This is a genomic window from Pseudomonas sp. LBUM1658, from assembly GCF_059716055.1.
Genome location: NZ_CP166798.1, coordinates 4,706,491 through 4,726,224 on the forward strand (window position 1 = coordinate 4,706,491; position 19,734 = coordinate 4,726,224).

Annotated in this window: 14 protein-coding genes; 9 read left to right on the forward strand and 5 right to left on the reverse strand. The window is 60.4% G+C overall.

What is annotated here, in order from left to right; translation table 11 throughout:
• Positions 1 to 21 precede the first annotated feature (21 nt).
• Both xdhC and guaD read left to right on the forward strand, forming a co-directional pair.
• A complete protein-coding gene (xdhC, locus tag ACA064_RS21630) occupies positions 22 to 864 on the forward strand; it encodes a xanthine dehydrogenase accessory protein XdhC (protein WP_497669949.1) in 843 nt (280 codons plus the stop codon).
• Positions 865 to 873: 9 nt separating this feature from the next.
• On the forward strand, positions 874 to 2,178 hold the full coding sequence (gene guaD, locus ACA064_RS21635) for a guanine deaminase (protein WP_497669950.1): 1,305 nt from the start codon (positions 874 to 876) through the stop codon (positions 2,176 to 2,178).
• 251 nt (positions 2,179 to 2,429) lie between these two features.
• On the opposite strand, the gene ACA064_RS21640 is transcribed toward guaD, so the two are convergent.
• The gene (locus ACA064_RS21640) at positions 2,430 to 3,194 is read right to left on the reverse strand and encodes a GntR family transcriptional regulator (protein WP_497669951.1); all 765 of its coding nucleotides are present in this window, start codon (positions 3,192 to 3,194) and stop codon (positions 2,430 to 2,432) included.
• A 348-nt stretch (positions 3,195 to 3,542) separates the two neighbouring features.
• On the opposite strand from ACA064_RS21640, the gene ACA064_RS21645 reads away from it, so the two are divergent.
• The gene (locus ACA064_RS21645) at positions 3,543 to 4,733 is read left to right on the forward strand and encodes a benzoate/H(+) symporter BenE family transporter (protein ID WP_497669952.1); all 1,191 of its coding nucleotides are present in this window, start codon (positions 3,543 to 3,545) and stop codon (positions 4,731 to 4,733) included.
• Between the two features lie 157 nt (positions 4,734 to 4,890).
• On the opposite strand, the gene ACA064_RS21650 is transcribed toward ACA064_RS21645, so the two are convergent.
• Positions 4,891 to 5,235 carry a YggL family protein gene (locus ACA064_RS21650; protein WP_150642826.1) on the reverse strand — a complete coding sequence of 115 codons (345 nt, stop codon included), beginning with the start codon at positions 5,233 to 5,235 and terminating at the stop codon, positions 4,891 to 4,893.
• Positions 5,236 to 5,467: 232 nt separating this feature from the next.
• On the opposite strand from ACA064_RS21650, the gene dacB reads away from it, so the two are divergent.
• On the forward strand, positions 5,468 to 6,928 hold the full coding sequence (gene dacB, locus ACA064_RS21655) for a D-alanyl-D-alanine carboxypeptidase/D-alanyl-D-alanine endopeptidase (RefSeq protein ID WP_497669953.1): 1,461 nt from the start codon (positions 5,468 to 5,470) through the stop codon (positions 6,926 to 6,928).
• Between the two features lie 242 nt (positions 6,929 to 7,170).
• On the opposite strand, the gene ACA064_RS21660 is transcribed toward dacB, so the two are convergent.
• Together ACA064_RS21660 and rlmKL are read right to left on the reverse strand one after the other, a co-directional pair.
• Positions 7,171 to 9,570 (reverse strand): sensor domain-containing diguanylate cyclase, encoded by a 2,400-nt coding sequence (locus ACA064_RS21660; RefSeq protein WP_497669954.1) that lies wholly within the window; start codon positions 9,568 to 9,570, stop codon positions 7,171 to 7,173.
• A gap of 137 nt (positions 9,571 to 9,707) precedes the next feature.
• Positions 9,708 to 11,978 carry a bifunctional 23S rRNA (guanine(2069)-N(7))-methyltransferase RlmK/23S rRNA (guanine(2445)-N(2))-methyltransferase RlmL gene (gene rlmKL / locus ACA064_RS21665; RefSeq protein WP_497669955.1) on the reverse strand — a complete coding sequence of 757 codons (2,271 nt, stop codon included), beginning with the start codon at positions 11,976 to 11,978 and terminating at the stop codon, positions 9,708 to 9,710.
• Between the two features lie 545 nt (positions 11,979 to 12,523).
• Here rlmKL and rmf point away from each other — a divergent pair.
• Positions 12,524 to 12,739: a ribosome modulation factor gene (gene rmf, locus ACA064_RS21670; protein ID WP_003223300.1), complete on the forward strand. Its 216-nt coding sequence runs from the start codon at positions 12,524 to 12,526 to the stop codon at positions 12,737 to 12,739.
• 257 nt (positions 12,740 to 12,996) lie between these two features.
• On the opposite strand, the gene ACA064_RS21675 is transcribed toward rmf, so the two are convergent.
• Entirely contained in the window at positions 12,997 to 14,016 is a 1,020-nt protein-coding gene (locus ACA064_RS21675; RefSeq protein ID WP_497669956.1) for a quinone-dependent dihydroorotate dehydrogenase, read from the reverse strand.
• A 234-nt stretch (positions 14,017 to 14,250) separates the two neighbouring features.
• On the opposite strand from ACA064_RS21675, the gene ACA064_RS21680 reads away from it, so the two are divergent.
• From ACA064_RS21680 to ACA064_RS21695, 4 genes are all read left to right on the forward strand, one after another.
• Positions 14,251 to 15,462 carry a CmpA/NrtA family ABC transporter substrate-binding protein gene (locus tag ACA064_RS21680; protein ID WP_497669957.1) on the forward strand — a complete coding sequence of 404 codons (1,212 nt, stop codon included), beginning with the start codon at positions 14,251 to 14,253 and terminating at the stop codon, positions 15,460 to 15,462.
• Positions 15,463 to 15,477: 15 nt separating this feature from the next.
• On the forward strand, positions 15,478 to 16,053 hold the full coding sequence (locus ACA064_RS21685) for an ANTAR domain-containing response regulator (protein WP_150642820.1): 576 nt from the start codon (positions 15,478 to 15,480) through the stop codon (positions 16,051 to 16,053).
• A 364-nt stretch (positions 16,054 to 16,417) separates the two neighbouring features.
• Positions 16,418 to 17,629: a nitrate/nitrite transporter gene (locus ACA064_RS21690; protein WP_497669958.1), complete on the forward strand. Its 1,212-nt coding sequence runs from the start codon at positions 16,418 to 16,420 to the stop codon at positions 17,627 to 17,629.
• A gap of 7 nt (positions 17,630 to 17,636) precedes the next feature.
• Entirely contained in the window at positions 17,637 to 19,307 is a 1,671-nt protein-coding gene (locus ACA064_RS21695; protein WP_497669959.1) for a bifunctional protein-serine/threonine kinase/phosphatase, read from the forward strand.
• Positions 19,308 to 19,734: the final 427 nt, after the last annotated feature.

The window sequence follows — 19,734 nt, forward strand, 5'->3', positions numbered from 1 at the left end:
CAATGTTGTAGGGGTGAAAACATGTACAACTGGATCAGCGCCCTCGCCGACCTGCAAACCCAAGGCGAACCTTGCGTATTGGTGACCATCATCGAGGAGCTCGGCTCGACTCCGCGCAATGCCGGTTCGAAGATGGTCGTCAGCGCCACCCAAAGCTTCGACACCATCGGTGGCGGGCACCTGGAATACAAGGCCATGCAGCTCGCCCGGGAAATGCTCGCCAGCGGTAAACAGGACACCCACCTGGAGCGCTTCACCCTCGGTGCCAGCCTCGGTCAGTGCTGCGGCGGCGTCACCGTGTTGCTGTTCGAACCGATGGGCCAGGTCCAGGCGCAGATCGCCGTATTCGGCGCCGGCCATGTCGGTCGGGCGCTGGTACCGATACTGGCCAGCCTGCCCTGCCGGGTACGCTGGATCGATTCGCGGGAACAGGAATTCCCCGAGCAGATCCCCCAGGGTGTGCGCAAAATCGTCAGCGAAGAACCGGTGGATGAAGTCGACGAATTGCCCGCCGGCAGCTACTGCATCGTCATGACCCACAATCACCAGCTCGATCTGGAACTGACCGCCGCAATCCTCAAGCGCAACGACTTTACCTATTTCGGCCTGATCGGCTCGAAGACCAAACGGGTCAAGTTCGAACATCGCCTGCGCGATCGCGGTTTCGACAGCGCGCTGCTGCAACGCATGCGCTGCCCGATGGGCATCGGCGAAGTCAAAGGCAAGCTGCCGGTGGAAATCGCTATCTCCATCGCCGGCGAAATCATCGCCACCTATAACGCGAATTTCGGCCAGCACAGCGCCAGCGCCGAACCCATTGCCAAACTGCTGCCTGCCTCGCGCCGCAGCCAAGCCACGAACTGAGAAACCCTCATGCCTTTGACTCGTAAAGCCTACCGTGCCGCCATCCTGCACAGCATCGCCGACCCTGCCGTCGTGGGGATCGAAGCGTCCTATGAGTATTTCGAAGACGGTTTGCTGGTGATCGACAACGGCCGGATCAGCGCCCTCGGCCACGCCAGCGAACTGCTCGCCAGCCTGCCAGCGGATATCGAAATCACCCATTACCAGGATGCGCTGATCACCCCCGGCTTTATCGACACCCACATCCACCTGCCGCAGACCGGCATGGTCGGTGCCTACGGCGAACAACTGCTGGATTGGCTCAACACCTACACCTTCCCCTGTGAAAGCCAGTTCGCCGACAAGGCCCATGCCGAAGAGGTGGCGGGCATTTTCATCAAGGAACTGCTGCGCAACGGCACCACCACCGCGCTGGTATTCGGTAGCGTGCACCCGCAATCGGTGACCTCGTTCTTCGAAGCCGCCGAGCAGCTGGATCTGCGGATGATCGCCGGCAAGGTGATGATGGACCGCAATGCGCCGGACTACCTGACCGACACCGCTGAATCGAGCTACCTCGAAAGCAAGGCGTTGATCGAACGCTGGCACGGCAAGGGCCGTCTGCACTACGCAGTGACCCCGCGTTTCGCGCCGACCAGCACCCCGGAACAGCTGACCCTCGCGGGGCAATTGCTCAGCGAATACCCCGACCTGTACATGCAGACCCATATCAGTGAAAACCTGCAGGAAGTCGAATGGGTCAAGGAACTGTTCCCGGAGCGCAAAGGCTACCTGGACGTCTACGATCACTACCAATTGCTCGGCGAGCGCTCGGTATTCGCCCACGGCGTGCACCTGTGTGACGACGAATGCGCGCGGCTGGCAGAAACCGGGTCGGCGATCGCCTTCTGCCCGACTTCGAACTTCTTTCTTGGCAGTGGCCTGTTCAACCTGCCAATGGCTGAAAAGCACAACCTGAATGTCGGCCTGGGCACCGACGTCGGTGGCGGCACCAGCTTCTCGCTGCTGCAAACCCTCAACGAAGCCTACAAAGTCATGCAAATGCAAGGCGCGCGCCTGAGCCCGTTCAAATCGCTGTACCTGGCCACCCTCGGCGGCGCCCGGGCACTGCGCCTGGAAGACAAGATCGGCACCCTGCAACCGGGTACCGACGCCGACTTCCTGGTGCTCGACTACAACGCCACGCCGCTGCTCGGCTATCGCCTGAAACAGGCGAATAACATTGCCGAAACCTTGTTTGTGTTGATGACCCTGGGGGATGACCGGACGGTGCTGCAGACCTATGCGGCGGGGAATCTGGTGCATCAGCGCTAAGATCTTCCGCGCATAAAAAATCCCCCGCAATTGTTGGTTGCGGGGGATTTTTTTATCGCCTGTCAGATCGCCATCGCGAGCAGGCTCGCTCCCACAGGGTTTTGTGTTGAATGCAAATCTTGCAATCAATAGAGAGCATCTGTGGGAGCGAGCTTGCTCGCGATAAACCCGAGAGCGCCGCGGTGATTCAGGCGCCCCTCATTATCGTTCACGACCATCGCGAGCAAGCTCGCTCCCACAGGGGATTTCTATCAGAGCTTGGCAGTGGTGCGACCCGGTTTTTTGGTCTGCAACAAATGCGAGAACACCGCATGCAGATCGTCCGAAGCGCTTTCTTCGTCGAGGTTGAGCTTGCTGTCGATGTGATCCATGTGATGCATCATCAGGTTCACCGCAAGCGTCGCGTCGCGCGCCTCGATGGCGTCGATCAACTGGGTGTGTTCATCGTAGGAACAATGCGAGCGGTTGCCGCTTTCGTACTGGGCGATGATCAAGGAAGTCTGGGACACCAGGCTGCGCTGAAAGCTGATCAGCGGGGCATTCTTCGCCGCTTCGGCAAGCTTCAGGTGGAATTCGCCAGAGAGCCGGATACCCGCCCCACGGTCGCCACGGGAGAAGCTGTCGCGCTCGTCGTTGACCATCTGCCTCAGCGCCGTCAGCTCCTCGGCTGTCGCATGCTGCACCGCCAATTCAGTAATCGCTCGCTCTACCAGACGCCTGGCGAGGAACACCTGGCGGGCCTCATTGACGCTCGGGCTGGCCACGACTGCACCACGATTGGGGCGCAGCAGTACCACGCCTTCATGGGCCAGACGCGACAGGGCGCGGCGAATGATGGTGCGGCTGACCCCGAAAATCTCCCCCAGCGCTTCTTCGCTCAGCTTGGTGCCGGGCGCCAGGCGTTGTTCGAGGATAGCCTCGAAGATATGCGCGTAGACAATATCGTCCTGAGTTCCACTGCGGCCGGCTTTGCCTGCTCGCGGTTGTTTCTTGAGGGGCTGCAACTGATCGTTCATGGGCACTCGAGTTGGGAAAACTGCGGCGAATTACCGTGACTGTAGTACGACACGGCAGTTCGCGGGCAAGTATCGCGAAAAAACATGGCACATTGTACACAACCCGCTGCGCCAACACGACTGTACGGCAGTTTGCGGCCACGGCTGTATTGCAACGCTCACTTATGTTTGAGTTTAGGCTTCACACAGAATCTGTGACGAACACCGAACTGTAGGAGCTGCCGAAGGCTGCGATCTTTTCCGGAGCACTGCAAATCCCGGAAGATCAAAAGATCGCAGCCTGCGGCAGCTCCTACGGGGATTTGTGTTCACCATGGACATCTTCATTTGTACAAGGACCACCGCTCCATGACCGACGCCACGCAAGCGCAGTTACGTCCATTGGCCGACACGTCGCCTTCGGCCATCGTCGCCGGTTTCATCGCGATGATGACCGGCTACACCAGCTCGCTGGTGCTGATGTTTCAGGCCGGCCAGGCGGCAGGACTGACCAGCGGCCAGATCTCGTCGTGGATCTGGGCGATCTCGATCGGCATGGCGGTGTGCAGCATCGGCCTGTCCCTGCGCTATCGCACGCCCATCACCATTGCCTGGTCGACCCCGGGTGCGGCGCTGTTGATCACCAGCCTCGGCGGCGTGAGTTACGGCGAAGCCATCGGCGCCTATATCACCTGCGCGGTGCTAGTGACCATTTGCGGCTTGACCGGCAGTTTCGAGCGACTGGTCAAACGGATTCCCGCCTCGCTGGCCGCGGCATTGCTGGCCGGGATTCTGTTCAAGATCGGCAGCGAGATTTTCGTCGCCGCGCAACACCGCACAGCGTTGGTGCTCGGTATGTTCTTCACTTATCTGATCATCAAACGCCTGTCGCCACGCTATGCGGTACTGGGCGCGCTGCTGATCGGCACGGCGCTCTCCGGCATGATGGGGCTGCTGGACTTCAGCGGCTTCAGCCTGGAATTGGCCACGCCAGTCTGGACCACCCCGCACTTCTCCCTGGCGGCGACCATCAGCATCGGCATTCCGCTGTTCGTGGTGGCAATGACATCGCAGAACATGCCCGGCATCGCCGTGCTGCGCGCCGACGGCTACAATGTTCCTGCCTCGCCCCTGATCACCACCACTGGCATCGCCTCACTATTACTGGCGCCGTTCGGCTCCCACGGCATCAACCTCGCGGCCATCAGCGCGGCGATCTGCACCGGGCCCCACGCCCATGAAGATCGCAACAAGCGTTACACCGCAGCGGTCTGGTGCGGGATTTTCTACGGGATTGCCGGGGTATTCGGCGCCACGCTGGCGGCACTGTTCGCCGCGCTGCCCAAGGAACTGGTGCTGTCGATTGCCGCACTGGCCCTGTTCGGCTCGATCATCAACGGCCTGAGCATCGCCATGCATGAAGTGAAGGAGCGTGAAGCCGCGCTGATCACCTTTATGGTCACCGCTTCGGGGCTGACGCTGTTTTCGATTGGTTCGGCGTTCTGGGGGATTGTTGCGGGGGTGTTGACGCTGGTGATTCTGAATTGGCGCAAGGCTTGAGGTTTTCTAAACCCTGAAAACCAATCGCGAGCAAGCTCGCTCCCACACAAAAACCCGGGAAACAGACCCGAGGTTTGAACAGACGGAAAGGGAAATCGACAGGCTACTACAGAGCAGCATCGAATCAGCGGCCCGAACGGGCCGCTGATTCATGACATCAAGCTACCGGATTGATTGGCTTTTCCGGGTACCAGACGTCCAACAACGGGCTGACTTCAACGCTTTTCAGCTCGGTACGGCCTTTGAGCCAGGCTTCAACAGCTGCGCGCTGCTCTTCGCTGACCGAACCACGTTTGATCAGGCAAACCAGACCGTAGTCATCGCCGCCAACGTAGCCGAGGCCATTGGCCTCCATTGCTTCTTCCAGGAACTCGTTGAGGAAAGTGTCAATAGCCTCATCAGCCAAATCTTCTTTGAAATCCAGGTTCAGCTCGAAACCCAGCTCTTGAAATTCATCGACGCACAGTTTTTTGCGCAGACGCTGGGAACGGTTAGTCGCCATGGAACAATCCTCATAAGTAATAACGGGCGGCACTTTAGCAGCTTAAGCAAGCCTTTGCCCGCCTCTATAGGCCCAGGCGCCTGCCGTCTGTAAAAAAATAGCCGATTGAAGGTACAGGGCACGGCACAACTCGCCATACCTTGGGGCATAATGCCGACACTTTCATGACCACTGAGGGAATTCGTTCACATGCCCTCGTCTTTTTCCCCTCGGCTGTAGGGTTTTATTACAGATGATCAAATCTTTGCGTCCATTGTTGCTTGCCAGTCTACTTTTGCCCCTGGCCCTGCCTGCTCACTCCGCTCCGATCAACACCGCCCTGTCGCCCAAGGTTCAACAAGCCCTTAAAGCCAGCAAATTGCAGAACGACGCCTTGTCACTGGTGATGATCCCGCTCAACGGCCCGGGCACCCCTACGATTTTCAACGCCGACGTGTCGGTCAACCCGGCCTCGACAATGAAGCTGGTCACCACCTACGCCGCCCTGGAAATGCTCGGGCCCAACCATCAGTGGAAGACCGAGTTCTACACCGACGGTGTCCTCAGTGGCGGTATCCTGCGTGGCAACCTGTACCTCAAGGGCGGTGGCGACCCGAAGCTGAACATGGAAAAACTCTGGCTGCTGATGCGTGACCTGCGGGCCAATGGCGTGCAGCAAGTCACCGGCGATCTGGTGCTGGACCGCAATTTCTTCGTGCAACCGCAACTGCCGCAGTTCAATGACGACGGCAATGACGATAACAAACCGTTCCTGGTCAAACCCGATTCGCTGATGGTCAACCTCAAGGCGTTGCGCTTCGTCGCGCGCAATGACTCGGGCAAGGTACTGGTTTCAGTCGAGCCGCCGATTGCCACCATTCACATCGACAACCAGATCAAGGCTGTCAACTCCAAGCAGTGCACCGGCAATGTGCGCTACAACCCGGTGGCCCGTGCCGATGGCGGCGTGAGCGTGACGGTCAACGGCCAGTTGGGCGAGGGTTGCAGTTCCCAGACCTACCTGTCGCTGCTCGACCACGCGACCTACACCGCCGGCGCCGTACGGGCAATCTGGCAGGAGTTGGGTGGCAGCATTCAGGGCCAGGATCGTCTGGCCGCAGTGCCCAAGGACGCCAAGGTCCTGGCCCGGGCATTCTCGCCGGATCTGGCGGAGATCATCCGCGACATCAACAAATACAGTAACAACACCATGGCCCAGCAGCTGTTCCTCAGCCTCGGCGCAGAGTTTCGCAACGCCGCCGACGGTGATGACGCCAAAGCCGCGCAACGGGTAGTCCGCCAGTGGCTGGCGAAGAAAGGCATCACTGCGCCGCATCTGGTGATGGAAAATGGATCCGGGCTGTCCCGCGCCGAACGGGTCAGCGCCCGGGAAATGGGCGCGATGCTGCAGGCGGCCTGGAGAAGTCCGTATTCGGCGGAGTTCGTCAGCTCGATGCCGATTGCCGGCATGGACGGCACCATGCGCAAACGTTTGAAACGCACCGCCATGGCCGGTGAGGCGCATATCAAGACTGGCACCCTGAACACCGTGCGCGCCATTGCCGGCTTCAGCCGCGACAGCAATGGCAACACCTGGGCAGTGGTAGCGATCCTCAACGATCCGAAACCATGGGGCGCGTCCTCGGTGCTCGACCAGGTGCTGCTGGACCTGTACCGCCAGCCGAAACTGGCGGAGGCTGCTTCGGCACTTTAAACCAGCTGATCATGTGGTGAGGGGCTTTTGTGGCGAGGGGGCTTGCCCCCGCTCGGCTGCGCAACAGTCGTAAACCGGCAGACGGGTTTTACCTGACGTAACGCGATCGCCGATTTTGGGGCTGCTTCGCAGCCCAGCGGGGGCAAGCCCCCTCGCCACAATTGATCGTCCGACCATAGAATTCTGTTGACTGACTGGCATTGGGGCAAGCTCCCTCGCCACAGGGGGTTGTGTCCAGCCCTCTACCTCAGCTCCACCTCAACCCGATCCCGCCCTGCCTGCTTCGCTGCATACACACCCGAATCGGCGCGCAACAGCAACGCGTCAGCGCCTTCCGATGCCCGCCAGCTGGCAATTCCGAAGCTTGCGGTAACAACGCCCACGCCGTCGATCGGCGAACTGCGCAGCCCCTGCCACAGTTCGAGCGCCAAGGTATGGGCCTGCTGCCCATCGGTGTCCGGACAAAGCACCATGAACTCCTCGCCGCCCAGGCGACAGAACACGTCAGTGCGCCGCAAGCGCTGGCCGATGCGTTCACAGACGCCTTGCAGCACCCGGTCACCCACGGCATGCCCGTGCTGGTCATTGATGCGTTTGAAATGGTCGATATCGAGCATGATCACCGCCATGTCCCCGACTCCGCGCTCGACCCGGGCCATTTCGGTCCTCAGCCGTTCCTGGAAATAACGCCGATTGAAAATCCCGGTCAGGGAGTCGGTTACAGAAAGCGCCCGCAGCTCCTCCTCAACCCGCTTCAGATCGGAGATATCCGAGATATAGCCATGCCAGAGCACCCCGCCACCCGGCAATTCTTCTGGCGTCGCCTCGCCTCGGACCCAGCGCAATCCGCGTTGCGGCAGTTGCACACGGTATTCCTCACGCCACGGGCTGAGCTTTTGCGACGATGCACGAATCGAGGCACGGACTCTGGACGAGTCTTGCGGATGGATTCGATCGAAGATCGCCTCGGCATTTTTTTGCAGCAGATCCGGCTCAAGCTCGTAAATTTCACGAATGCCGTCACTGGCATAGATCACGCTGAACTTGCCATCCGCCGCCATCATGAATTGGTAAATCCCGCCCGGGACATGGGCACTGAGCTTTTTCAGCAGGGTGTCGCGGGCCGCCAGTGCTTCGTGCACCCGTTTACGCTCGGTGACATCAATACAGATCGCCAGGTGCCCGACCCACAGCCCCTGCTCATCGAGCACCGGCGCCGCGAGCATATTGACTGACAGGTAGCTGCCATCCTGACGCACCAGCGTCCATTCGCGCGCCTCATGGCCGCCCTCTTCGCCGCCCTCGACGAGCATCGCCTGGCACATCGGGATCGGCTTGCCATAACGCCGACTCAGTTCCGCCGCGCGCACTTGCAGCTCCTTGGGCAGGTGCAGGCTTTCCAGCGTCACATGTCCAAGCACTTCGGCACTTCGATAACCGAGCATTTGCTCGGCACCGGCATTGAAGGTGCTGATCACCCCGCGCAGGTCCGTCGCGATGATCGCTACCTGAGTCGCCGCATTCAACACACTGCGCAGTTGCCCGTGAGCCTCGCGCAGTTCCTGCTCACGCAGGCGCAGTTCCCGGGTACGTTGCTCGACCAGCGCCAGGGCTCGCTGGCGCTGGCTGACCAGAACATAGAGCAAGACGCTGAGCAGCACGCTCAACAATCCACCCATCACCACCAGACTGGTAATCGTCGAATGGTTGGCACGCTCGAACGCTGCACTGGTGCGCATGTTCAGGTCGTAGACCCGGTCCCCCAGGCGCAATATCGATGTGTATTGCAACGGTTGCGTGGCCACTGGATTGGTTGATTCGTAGAGCACCTCAGACTGGCCATTGGCTGAGCGATCGCGAATCTGCACCACCAGATTGTCCTGGCTTTGCGCCGGAAAACCATCAGCCACCAGTTGACGCATGCTGATTACGGCCAGCACATACCCCAGCGGAACCGATGGCACAGCTGTCGCCGAAACCCGCTCGACGACCGGCAAGGCCAGCAGCACACAATGAGTATATTCAGGCTCGACCCCGATCAGTTGCAGCGTCTGGGAGACTGCCATGCCACCACGGTCCCGGGCCCGCTGCAGGGCAGCGCCCCGTCCGGGCGCGACCAACAGGTCCAGGCCCAGCGGTGAGCTCCACTCGCTCTGCTTCTGGTTATACAACAAAGGGACGTATTCATCGCGCTCGGCGGCAGGTTGCAGCCCGCCCGACGGACTCAGGTCGCGAATCGAAAAGCCTGCCAGGCCCTGCGCTCGCGCCCGTTGTTCAAATGCACCACGTTCGGTCCTGGAAACCCGGGGCGCCCAGGAATAGGCCTGGGTTCTTTGCAACAAGGGCCGGGTGAAGCCATCGAACTCTTGCCGAGAGACCGACTGGGAGTTGACGATGAACCGGCGCAGGCTATCGAGGCGCTGCTCCTGATCTTCGAAACGCTCGGAAAACCGGTTCTGGCGCTCGCCAACCAATAGCTGAAAACGCTGCGCCACCTGCTGCCGGTGGCCCTTTATGGTCGCCCAAGCCAACATTCCAGTCAGCACGCCACCGGCCAATAGCACCAGTAGCGCGATAAACCAGGCCGAAACATCTTCACTGATAAAACCCAGAATCCTGGGTCGGACGGCGTGTAACGACATAAGCAGAACTCATAACGCCAGCGAGCTTGGGCGTCACATGGGCCTTGACTGAGTTATAGCCATTTGCCACTAACTTGACCAGCGCAAAAAGAGCCAAGAGCCTTTAAAAATCAAGGCTCTATGGATCCAATCGGTATTTAGCGGGCGGTGATTTTCCAGGCGCGGTGGATCTTGCTGTTGCGGGCGAAATCCGGATCGATGGTCTGAGCGGTGATCTCCTCGACCGCGTAACGGCTGCTGAGGTTCTCTTCGAGCTGGAATTTGCGGAAGTTGTTGGAGAAATACAACACTCCACCAGGAGCCAGGCGCGCCATGGCCAGATCGATCAATTGCACCTGATCACGCTGCACGTCGAAAATCCCTTCCATGCGCTTGGAGTTGGAGAAGGTCGGCGGATCGATGAAGATCAGGTCGTACTCCTCACGGCAGGTATCCAGCCAGGCCATCACATCGCCCTGCTCCAGGCGGTTCTTGTCGGAGAAACCGTTGAGCGACAGGTTGCGCCGCGCCCAGTCCAGATAGGTTTTCGACAAGTCGACGCTGGTGGTGCTGCGCGCTCCGCCCTTGGCGGCATGCACGCTGGCGGTTGCGGTATAGCAATACAGATTGAGGAAGCGCTTGCCGGCGGCCTCTTTCTGAATCCGCATGCGCATCGACCGGTGATCGAGGAACAGCCCGGTGTCGAGGTAGTCGGTGAGGTTGACCAGCAACTTCACGCCGCCTTCGTTGACCTCGACGAACTTGCCCTGTGCGGCTTGGCGTTCGTACTGCTTGGTGCCGCTCTGACGTTCGCGACGTTTGACCACCACGCGGCTCTTGTCGATGTTCAAAGCCTGCGGAATGGCCGCCAGGGCATCGAACATACGCGCCGAAGCTTTTTCCGGATCAATGGATTTCGGCGCGGCGTATTCCTGGACGTGAACCCAATCGTGATACAGGTCGATGGCCATGGAATATTCCGGCATGTCGGCATCGTAGACGCGGTAGCAGTCAATGCCTTCACGCTTGACCCACTTGCCCAACGCCTTGAGGTTCTTTTGCAGACGGTTGGCGAACATCTGCCCGCCTTCGCTCAAGCGCGGTTGCTCAATCACCACCGGTACCGGTTTGATCGGGTTGCCGTTCTTGTTGTACTTCTCGTACTTGCCCGGCGCCTCGATGTTGTCTGCGACTTCGACCTCGGCCTGTTCGCGTTCGATCTGGCGTTGTTCCGGGGTGCGACGCTCGCCGGTGACGAACTGGTCCGGGGTGACCTTGATCAGCAGCAATTTGCACGGTAAGGCGCCGTTCCAGAACGAATACTGCTTATGGCTACGGATCCCCATGCGCTTGCCCAGTTCCGGTGCACCGGTAAACACCGCGGCTTCCCAGTTCAGGCAGGCCTGGCGCAGACGTTCGCCGAGGTTCTGGTAGAGATAGAGCAAACTCGCCTCATCACCCAGACGTTCACCATAAGGAGGGTTGCAGATCACCAAGCCTTTCTGGTTCTGATCCGGACGCGGCTCGAAGGTCGCGACTTCGCCCTGGTAGACCTTGATCCAGTCGCTCAGGCCGGCACGTTCGATGTTATTGCGGCCCGGCTGAATCAGCCGAGGGTCGGCTTCGTAACCGCGGATCCACAGCGGTGGCTTGGCCAGACCGGCGGCGGCTCGTGTGGTGGCTTCTTCGTGGAGTTTTTTCCACAAGGCCGGCACGTGGCCCAGCCAGGCGGTAAAACCCCACTGCTCGCGGCGCAGGTTCGGTGCCATATCGGCGGCGATCATTGCCGCTTCCACCAGGAAGGTGCCGACGCCGCACATCGGGTCAGCCAGTGCGCCGCCATCGGCAGCAATCCGCGGCCAGCCGGCACGGATCAGAATCGCCGCCGCGAGGTTTTCCTTCAGCGGTGCCGCACCTTGCTGCAGACGGTAGCCGCGCTGGTGCAGGCTGTGACCGGAGAGGTCCAGCGAGAGAATGGCTTCGCCACGGTCCAGACGCAGGTGGATGCGCAGGTCCGGGTTGAGTTTGTCGATCGATGGACGCTCGCCCGACGGGGTGCGCAGCTTGTCGACGATCGCATCCTTGACCTTCAAGGCACCAAAGTGGGTGTTGTCGATACCCGAACCATGACCGCTGAACTCCACGGCCAGGGTCCCGTCGTTGAGCATATGGTCCTGCCATTCGATATCCAGCACGCCGTGGTAGAGGTCTTCGGCGTCCTTCATCGGGAAGCGCTTGAGCACCAGCAATACCCGGTTGGCCAGACGCGACCAGAGGCACAGGCGATAGGCGGTCTCCATGTCGGCCATGCCGCGCACGGCCGAGGTGTGCTCGCGCGCTTCCTCAAGGCCAAGCCCGATGGCTTCCTCGATAAGCAGGCCTTCAAGGCCTTTGGGACAGGTGAGGAAGAGTTCGTAACGATCCGACATGGGAATTCCAGGGCCTTTTAAGCAATAAGTGAACGGGCAACGCATTGCCCGCTCGGTTTTCAATCAAGCGCTTTTCTTGAAGAGCGCTCGCGGGGCACGAAAGTGTGCCGTGCCACCCCGGCCGCTCAACCAACCGAGGTCGGATGAGCTTGGATGCAAGGGCAGATAAAAAATCCGGTGCAACAAAATGTCATATCTCGACCCTTCGTCGATTAATAACCGACGACCACCGGTCGATATTCTTGCCAGAGAATTAACCTCATCATCTAGTAGGAGGCTGATTCATAGTGGGCTTTGGCCGTGCAGCAGGCTGATATACCTGCTTTCTTATGGCCTTAACATCATTATCGTTACGTCCTTATGACAAAACGATCATTCCCTCGATGTGACGCATTGGTTAGAACTCAATACAGGTTGGCGCCGAAATGACGTCAACACCTTGGCTCGCGACGCCGGCAGCGAGCCGCCAACGGCAGAGTATTTCTGCCCGACCTCGATTGAGGTCGACGGGACATTACACAGTCAACAAGTGAGGGCAACACCCTATGAGAAGACTTAAGCGTGATCCGTTGGAAAGAGCATTTTTACGCGGATATCAATATGGCGTTGGTGGCAAATCCCGTGAGCTTTGCCCATTTACTCTACCGTCGGTACGCCAAGCCTGGATTAACGGCTGGCGAGAAGGACGCGGCGACAACTGGGACGGTATGACCGGCACTGCGGGAATCCACAGACTCAACGAACTTCACGCCGTCGGCTAAACAGGGCACACACTCCGACACCAAAATCTGAATACGCAACGACTTACCATGCTCGTCCCATCCGGACGGCGGGCTTCGGCCCAGGGGCTCCCTTGAGGAGCCCTTTTTTATTCCCGCTCACTTAGCCATTACTCGATCCCCGTAGGAGCTGCCGAAGGCTGCGATCTTTTGATCCTGCTTCTCGGCGGTTTGTGCGTGAATACAAAAATCAAAATCAAAAGATCGCAGCCTGCGGCAGCTCCTACGGGTGTTCGCCTTTAGCGCAGCGCGGCAATCGCATCCACCGACTGGCGAATCAGCGCCGGGCCTTTGTAGATAAACCCCGAGTACAACTGCACCAGGCTGGCACCGGCGGCGATTTTCTCAGCCGCGTGCCTGCCTTCGGTGATACCGCCCACGGCAATGATCGGCAGGCGCCCGGCCAATTCGCCAGCCAGTACCTTGACGGTATGGGTGCTCTTGTCGCGAACCGGCGCGCCCGACAGGCCACCCGCCTCGTCGCCGTGTTCCATGCCTTCGACGCCGACGCGGCTCAGGGTGGTGTTGGTGGCGATCACCGCATCCATCCCGGTCTCGATCAAGGCTCGCGCCACCTCCACGGTTTCTTCGTCGGTCATGTCCGGAGCGATCTTGATCGCCAGCGGTACGCGCTTGCCGTGGCGCTGGGCCAGGTCTTCCTGGCGCTGACGCAAGGCTTCGAGCAATTGCTTGAGCGAGTCGCCGAACTGAAGGCTGCGCAGGCCCGGGGTGTTGGGCGAGCTGACATTGACTGTCACATAGCTGGCATGGGCGTAAACTTTATCCAGGCAGATCAGGTAGTCATCCACCGCGCGCTCAACCGGCGTATCGAAGTTCTTGCCAATGTTGATGCCCAGGATGCCTTTGTATTTGGCCGCCGCGACCCGGGCCAGCAAGTGATCGACGCCGAGGTTATTGAAACCCATGCGGTTGATGATCGCTTCGGCTTCCGGCAAGCGGAAAATCCGTGGTTTCGGATTACCGGGTTGCGCACGCGGGGTGATGGTGCCGATCTCGACGAAGCCGAAACCCAATTGGGCAAAACCATCGATGGCCGCGCCGTTTTTGTCCAGGCCTGCCGCCAGACCCACCGGATTGGGAAAGTCCAGGCCCATGACGTTCACCGGCACCCGCGCCGGCGCCTTGCACAGCAAGCCATTGAGGCCCAAACGCCCGCCCGCGCCGATCAGGTCCAGGGACAGATCGTGGGAGGTTTCCGGGGAAAGTTTGAACAACAGCTGACGGGCCAGGGTGTACATGGGCGGGCTTGACTCGGTTGGCGGCGAAATGAGCCGGCGATTATAGCCGGGCAACGGTGCTGCAAGCGAGGCACTCGATGAAATCTGCGGTTAATGGCATATGCCTTGCACCACCGATTGCATCAGCACTCATGCCAACGGCGGGATGGGTCGAAGGACAATGGCGTCGTCACCAAGGCTTTGCTCTGACAAGAGACCCGGGTACGACGCTTTTTTATGGAAGGTGCACACTTGATGAATGAATTTCCAGCAGGCCCACTGGCCTGGGTCAATGGCAGCGATGCTCCGGAAAAGAACGCAATCAACCTTGGCTTCATGGCCCTGAGCGATTGCGCTTCGGTGGTGGTCGCGGCCACCCAGGGCTTCGCCCAGCCCTATGGCCTGACGTTGAATCTGAAGCGCCAATCCTCCTGGGCCAACCTGCGGGACAAGCTGGTCAGCGGTGAACTGGATGCGGCCCACAGTCTTTATGGCTTGATCTACGCCGTGCACCTGGGCATCGGCGGCGTCGCTGCTACCGATATGGCGGTGCTTATGGGTCTGAACCAGAACGGCCAAAGCATCAACCTGTCCCACGGCCTGCAAGCCCGTGGCGTGACCGGTCCTGAAGCGCTGGATCAACACGTGCACCAAAGTCGCGCAAAGCTGACCTTCGCCCAGACCTTCCCCACCGGCACCCACGCCATGTGGCTCTATTACTGGCTGGCCAGCCAGGGCATCCATCCGCTGCAGGATGTCGACAGCGTAGTCGTGCCACCGCCGCAGATGGTTGCGCACCTGCAGGCCGGGCGCATCGATGGCTTTTGTGTCGGCGAGCCCTGGAGCGCCAGCGCGGTGCGCCAGGAACTGGGCTTCACCATCGCCACCACCCAAACCATCTGGCCCGACCATCCAGAAAAAGTCCTGGGCTGCACCCGGGCGTTTGTCGAGCAGTACCCTAATGCCGCCCGTGCGCTGGTCATGGCGATCCTCGAAGCCAGTCGCTTTATCGAACAGAGCACCGAGAACCGCCAAAGCACCGCCCAACTGTTGAGCGCCCGCGAGTACCTGGATGCGCCCCTGGACTGCATCCAGCCGCGACTGCTCGGCGACTACACCGACGGCCTCGGCAATCGCTGGCAAGACCCCCACGCCCTGCGCTTCCATGGCGCCGGCGAGGTCAATCTGCCCTACCTGTCCGACGGCATGTGGTTCATGACCCAATTCCGCCGTTGGGGCTTGTTGCGCGACGACCCGGACTACCTCGGCGTCGCCCGCCAGGTCCAGCAACTCGAGCTGTACCGCGAGGCAGCGAGCGCGGTGGGTGTCGGCCACTCTGGCGAAACGATGCGCAGCAGCCAATTGATCGACGGCAAGATCTGGGACGGTTCCGATCCGGTCGGTTATGCCCGCGGCTTCAAATTGCACGCCATGACCGACTCCTGCGCCCTTCTCGCCAGCCGCTGACAGGAGACTGCGAATATGTTGCGTATCCTGCTGATCAACGACACCGCGAAAAAAGTCGGCCGGCTCAAGGCGGCCCTGACCGAAGCCGGGTTTGAAGTGATTGACGAGTCCGGCCTGACCATCGACCTGCCGGCACGCGTCGAAACGGTGCGTCCGGATGTGATTTTGATCGATACCGAGTCACCGAGCCGCGATGTGATGGAGCAAGTGGTGCTGGTCAGCCGCGACCAGCCACGACCGATCGTCATGTTTACCGACGAACATGACCCGGACGTGATGCGTCAGGCCATCAAGTCCGGGGTCAGCGCCTACATCGTCGAAGGCATCCTCGCCGCGCGCCTGCAACCGATCCTCGACGTGGCCATGGCTCGCTTTGAAAGCGACCAGGCCTTGCGCGCGCAACTCCAGGCCCGAGACCAGCAACTGGCCGAACGCAAGCGCATCGAGCTGGCCAAGGGCTTGCTGATGAAGATGAAGGACTGCAAGGAAGAAGAGGCCTACACCCTGATGCGCCGCCAGGCCATGAGCCGCCAGCAGAAGCTGATTCAGGTGGCCGAGCAGATTATTGCCATGAGCGAATTGCTGGGCTGAAGTTCTGCAGCGTCTGGAAAACCGTTAAAGATCGCAGCCTGCGGCAGCTCCTACGGGATCTCTGGCACCCGCAATTTTGTGGGTGGACCGGATCGGCGTAGGAGCTGCCGCAGGCTGCGATCTTTTTGGCCACACCAAAAAAATCAAACTCTGGCGCGGCTCTTGCAAATCAATCCTTACAGGTAACCAACGGCGGTTGCCCCACCTACGACAACGACGTCGCACACCCTTTGGCATTAGCACATCGGGTTGCGGCGTTTTTTCGTTTTGGCCCCATAGCCCGGGACCGGTGGTGCGGCTGTCACAGGCGCTCCACTTGAAAGCTCATGACTCCTTTCGAGACTCTTTACAGCTGAGGTGCGCGATGAATTCAAGCTTCTGGAAATCCGGCCATACCCCGACATTGTTCGCGGCCTTCCTCTACTTCGACCTGAGCTTCATGGTTTGGTACCTGCTCGGCCCTTTGGCGGTGCAGATCGCCACCGACCTGCAACTGACCACCCAGCAACGTGGCATGGTAGTGGCCACGCCGATTCTGGCCGGTGCCATTCTGCGCTTTTTGATGGGCTTGCTGGCTGATCGCCTGTCACCCAAAATCGCCGGTCTGATCGGCCAGGTGATCGTTATCTGCGCGCTGTTCGGTGCCTGGAAACTGGGCATTCACAGCTATGAACAGGCCTTGGTCCTCGGTCTGTTTCTCGGCGTGGCTGGTGCTTCGTTCGCGGTCGCCCTGCCCCTGGCCTCGCAATGGTATCCGCCGCAGCATCAAGGCAAGGCCATGGGCATTGCCGGTGCGGGCAACTCCGGCACGGTACTGGCGGCGTTGATCGCCCCGGTGCTCGCCGCCGCATTTGGCTGGAGCAATGTGTTCGGGTTCGCGCTGATCCCGCTGATCCTGACCCTGATCGTCTTTGCCTGGCTGGCGAAAAACGCTCCGGAGCGGCCAAAACCCAAATCCATGACTGACTACTTCAAGGCGTTGGGCGACCGCGACAGCTGGTGGTTCATGTTCTTCTACAGCGTAACCTTCGGCGGCTTTATCGGCCTGGCCAGCGCCCTGCCCGGCTACTTCAACGACCAATACGGCCTGAGCCCGGTGACCGCCGGCTATTACACTGCTGCCTGCGTCTTCGGTGGCAGCCTGATGCGTCCGTTGGGTGGCGCCCTGGCCGATCGCTTTGGCGGCATTCGCACCTTGCTCGGCATGTACACCGTCGCGGCGATCTGCATTACCGCGGTGGGCTTCAACCTGCCGAGCTCCTACGCCGCCCTCGCCCTGTTCGTCTGCACTATGCTGGGTCTGGGTGCCGGTAATGGCGCGGTCTTCCAATTGGTACCGCAGCGTTTCCGTCGGGAGATCGGCGTGATGACCGGCCTGATCGGCATGGCTGGCGGCATCGGCGGCTTCGCTCTGGCGGCCGGCATGGGTGCAATCAAACAAAGCACCGGCAGCTATCAGCTGGCCCTCTGGCTGTTCGCCAGCCTCGGCGTACTAGCCTGGTTCGGCCTGCACGGCGTCAAGCGTCGCTGGAGAACCACCTGGGGTTCGGCGGCGGTGACCGCTGCTCGGGTCTGAGTAATCAATGAGCCTGCAACTGAGCTTCGCCCAAGCCAGCGCCATCGGCCCGCGGGAGGAAAACCAGGACGCCCTGCGCCTGGTCACGCCAACCCCGGCGCTGGCCGCCAGCAAAGGTTATCTGTTCGCCATCGCTGACGGCGTCAGCCAGTGCGCCGACGGTGGCCTCGCCGCTCGTTCGACCTTGCAGGCATTGGCACTGGACTACTACGCCACCCCGGAAACCTGGGGGGTGGCGCAGGCCCTGGACCGGTTGTTACTGGCACAGAATCGCTGGCTGCAGGCCAACGGTGGCGGGCTGCCCTTGCTGACCACCGTCAGCGCCTTGGTGCTGCGAGGGCAGCGCTTCACCCTGGCCCATGTCGGCGATTGCCGGGTCTATCGCTGGTACGCTGGAGAGTTGCAGCGCATCACCGAAGATCATGTCTGGGAGCAACCGGGCATGCAGCATGTGCTCAAGCGCGCATTGGGTCTTGATCAGCACCTGGTGCTGGACTTCCTCGACAGTGAACTGCGTTTGGGCGAGAGCTTCGTCATGCTCAGCGACGGCATCTGGGCGGTACTCGGCGACACGGCGATCAGCGCGATCCTGCGCGATCAGCCCAACCTCGACAGCGCCGCGCAGACGCTGGTCAATGCTGCACACCTGGCGGGCAGCCAGGACAATGCCAGCGCCTTGCTGGTACGGGTCGACGCCCTCGGCGAGGCGACCATTGGCGATGCGTTGATCCACTTGCAGCAATGGCCGCTGCCACCAGCACTGAAGCCCGGCCAGTGGTTCGAAGGCTGGCAGGTCGAGGCGTTGCTCGGACAGAGCCAGCAGTCTCTGCTCTACCGGGTTCGTGATGCCCAGCAGCAACCCTGGCTACTGAAGACTCTGCCCGCGCACCTGCATGACGACACTCAGGCCGGGCAAGGCCTGCTGTCGGAGGAATGGTTCCTGAAGCGGGTCGCCGGCCGGCATTTTCCCGAAGTGCATGCCGCCAGTCAGCGTCAGCACCTGTACTACGTGATGCGCCAATACCCCGGCTCGACCCTGGCCGAGTTGTTCGCGCAAAGCGGCCCGCTACCCCTGGCGCAATGGCAGGAACTGGCCGAACGGCTGCTGCGGGCAGTGGGCATGCTGCATCGACGGCAAATCCTGCACCGCGATATCAAACCGGAAAACCTGCTGTTGAGTGAAGACGGAGAATTGCGTTTGCTGGATTTCGGCCTGGCGTATTGCCCCGGACTTTCGGAAGACCAGGCGCACTTGCTGCCGGGAACCCCGAGCTACATTGCCCCGGAAGCTTTCAATGGTGATGCGCCAACGGCGCAACAGGACCTGTATGCGGTGGGCGTGACGCTGTATTTTCTGCTCACCGGGCATTATCCCTATGGAGAAGTCGAAGCCTTTCAACGGCCGCGTTTCGGCCTGCCCGTCAGTGCCAGTCGCTATCGACCGGACCTGCCGGACTGGCTGGCGCAAAGCCTGGAACGTTCGGTTGCCGCCGATCCGGAGCAACGCTTTGAAACTGCCGAGGAGTGGCTGCTGCTACTGGAACAGGGCGAGCGCCGCAGTTTGAGCGTGCGGCCCAGGCCGCTACTGGAACGAGAGCCGCTGAAGGTTTGGCGAACTTTGGCGCTGGTGTCGTTGTTGATTAATCTGGTGCTGCTGTATTGGGTGTTTCATGGCTGAAATCTCACCGCCCCAAAAAGATCGCAGCCTGCGGCAGCTCCTACAGTTTTTGCGTACACCTGATATGGCGAGCTGCCGCAGGCTGCGATCTTGGCGATCTGAATTACGCCAAAGGTAACTCTGCCTTGCGCCTTAAAAGCGGGCAACACGCCTTGAATTGGTGCAATAAATCCCTCCCGGACAAATCTTTCAACCTCAAACCCCAATTAAACCGCCTCTTCGCGAAACTTGGCACAACCACTGCATTACCTCTCTCAACAGACATATAGCCCAACCTTCAACGATGAAGGGTGCGCTTCCCGAGAGAACGGGATCAGGACAAAGGCGTCCTCGCTAGCTCACTAGCGGGATGCCTTTTTTTGTTTGCGCAGAATTTGTCGAGCCAGCCTGACCGCCCTGATGAGGCAGGCCTGAGCTCCCCGGAGAT